The 2,912-nt window shown below is 66.0% G+C and carries 2 protein-coding genes; both read left to right on the plus strand.

Features of this window, described 5'->3' with window-relative positions:
- On the plus strand, window positions 1-2,524 hold a 2,524-nt coding region (locus tag AC1DOC_RS27425), incomplete at its 5' end, for a VirB4 family type IV secretion/conjugal transfer ATPase (protein WP_478130893.1).
- Window positions 2,517-2,912 (plus strand): type IV secretion system protein (locus tag AC1DOC_RS27430; RefSeq protein ID WP_478130894.1); only part of this gene is annotated, 396 nt, incomplete at its 3' end. The genes AC1DOC_RS27425 and AC1DOC_RS27430, both read left to right, overlap by 8 nt.

The following is a 2,912-nucleotide window of genomic DNA, read 5'->3' on the forward strand; positions in this document are numbered from 1 at the left end:
GACGCCGTTCCCCGCCATGAAGCTGCTCTCACGCCCCGAGCACGCGCTGCGCCGCGAAGCCGGCGCCGCGACCATGATTCCGCTTTCGGCGCATGTGGACGAGCATGTGGCCCTGACACGTGCCGGAGACTATGTGCAGACACTCCGCCTGGCCGGCACGAGCTTCGAAAGCGCGGACGACGAGGACATCAACAGCTGGCATGAGCGCCTCAATGTCCTGCTGCGCAACATCGCGTCGCCCAACCTGGCGCTCTGGACCCACGTGATCCGCCGCCGCGAGATGGCCTATCCGGCCGGGCGGACGACGCCCGGCTTCGCCGACGAGATCGAGCAGCGCTATCGCCGCAAGATGGCTGGCGAACGGCTGATGGTCAATGAACTGTACCTGTCGGTCGTCTTCCGGCCGCAGCCCACCCGCATCGGCAACGCCGCATTGCGGCTGTTCAAGCGCGCGGACCCGGAGGGTGCGCGGGCGGAGCTGCGCGATGCGCTGGACGCCTGCAGCAAGCTGCGCCAGGAACTGCTCGCCGCCCTGGAACGCTACGACCCCGAAGCACTGGGCATCTATCGGCTGCAGGGGAACGACGGGCTTTTTTCCTCCCTCGTGGAATTCCACGGCCTGCTCGTCAACGGGGAGTGGCAGCGCATGCCGCTGCCGCGCGCCCCCCTCAACGAGGTCCTGGCCACCACCCGGCCCTTCTTCGGCAACGAGGCCATGGAATACCGGGCCGGCACCCAGACCCGCATTGGCGCCTTCCTCGGCATCAAGGAATACCCCACGCCCACCGCGCCGGGCATGTTCAGCGCCCTGCTGACCGCACCTTTCCCCTTCGTGCTCACGCAAAGCTTCACCTTCCTGGCCAAGAGCACGGCCACCGACATGATGAGCCGCCAGCATCACCGGATGGCCGCCGCCGGTGACCTCGCAGTCTCGCAGGCCGAGGAACTCAAGGACGCACTGGACGACCTGATGAGCAATCGCTTCGTGGTGGGCGACCACCATTTCAGCCTGCATGTGCTGGCCGACACCTACGACGGCCTCAGCGAGGCCGAGGGCCGGCCCCGTCTGAAGCAACTCAACGACAACGTCGCCCGCGCCCGCTACCTGCTGGGCGACGCGGGAATGGTGGTGGCCCGCGAGGACCTCGCGCTGGAGGCGGCCTTCTGGGCGCAGCTGCCGGGAAACTTCGGCTACCGCAGCCGCAAGGCGCCCGTCACCAGCCGCAACTTCGCCGCCATGTCGCCCTTCCACAATTTCCCGACCGGCCGGGCAACGGGCAACTACTGGGGCGATGCGCTGACCATGTTCACCACGCGCGCGGGCTCGCCCTACTACTTCTCGCTGCATGCGAGCGACCCGCGCAGCCGGGACGGCGGCAGCCGCCGCGATGTCGGACACATCACGGGCGTGGGACCGGTCGGGACCGGCAAGACCACGCTGCTGGGCTTCTGCATGGTGGCGATCTGCAATCGCCTCGACGCCACACAAGTGGTCTTCGACAAGGATGAAGGGCTGCATATCCTGGTGCGGGCCCTGGGCGGCCAGTACCTCCCACTCAAGAACGGGGCACCCACCGGCTGCAATCCGTTGCAGCTCGACGATTCGATCGCCGACAACGTCGAGTTCATGCGGCACTGGCTCAGGCGCCTCGTGATGCGCACGCCGGGCGAGACCCTGACCGTCCGGCAGGAAGACGATCTCGACCAGGCACTGCGCGGCACCCTGAAGCTCGAGCGCTCTTTCAGGCGCCTGTCCCGGCTCGCCGCCTTCCTCGACATCACGGATCCGGAGGGGATGCACGCGCGCCTTCGGCGGTGGTGCGCCTCGGAGCACGGCGACTATGCCTGGGTCTTCGACAACGAGCACGACCACGTGGCCCCGCTGCTTGCCCGGCACGCCCTCGTGGGCTTCGATGTGACCGACTTCCTGGACAACGAGGTCGTGCGCGCCCCGCTGACCCTGTACCTCTTTCATCTCGTGAACCGGATGGTGGACGGCCGCCCGCTGGTGTGCTGGATGGACGAGTTCGCCAAGCTGTTGAGCGATCCGGCCTTCGCGAAGTTCGCCAAGAACGGCCTGGAGACCTGGCGCAAGAAGAACGCGAATATCGCCACGTTCACCCAAAGCACCAGCCACGTGCTCGATTCCGGCATTGCCCGCGCGATCGTCGAGCAGACGCCGACGAAGATCCTGTTCCCCAATCCGGAGGCGGACTACGACGAATACACCCGGGGCTTCAACCTGACCGACCGGGAGTTCGCGCTGATCAAGCAGGAGATCGAGCCTGGCTCTCGCCAGTTCCTTATCAAGCAGAACCATGTCAGCGTGGTCGCGCAGCTCGATCTCCATGGATTCGACGACGCCTTGCACGTCATCTCCGGGCGCACCGGCAACGTCCGCCTCATGCGTGAACTCATCGCGATCTGCGGACCGGATCCCGCCCAATGGCTGCCGTCTTTCCGCAGGGCGCTTGCGAACAACCCTTCCCGTTCACCCTCACACCAGGAGATCTCCCATGCGTAGATTCCTTGTTGCCCTCTTCCTCGCGGCCACAGCCTCGCTCGCACCGCCGCACGCGAAAGCCGGGATCCCGGTGATCGACATCACGGCCGTCGCCAACCTGATACAGCAGGTCATGTACTGGCAGCAGCAAATCTCCGGGATGCAGAAGCAGTACGACCAGCTGAAGGAATCGAAGGACCAGCTGACCCGGACCCACAACGCCATGACGGGAAGCCGAGGCATGGAGCAGCTGCTGCCGACCCCGGACCTCGCACGCAACTACCTGCCTCCCAGCTATGGCGAACTGATGGGCACGCTCAACGGCTCGTCGGCCAGTTATGCCGGGCTGGCCAGCCAAGTCCAGTCGATCATGAAAGCCAACAGCGTCCTCTCGGGAACCCAGTTGGAG

It is taken from the genome of Variovorax sp. 01T439_2 (assembly GCF_056398445.1).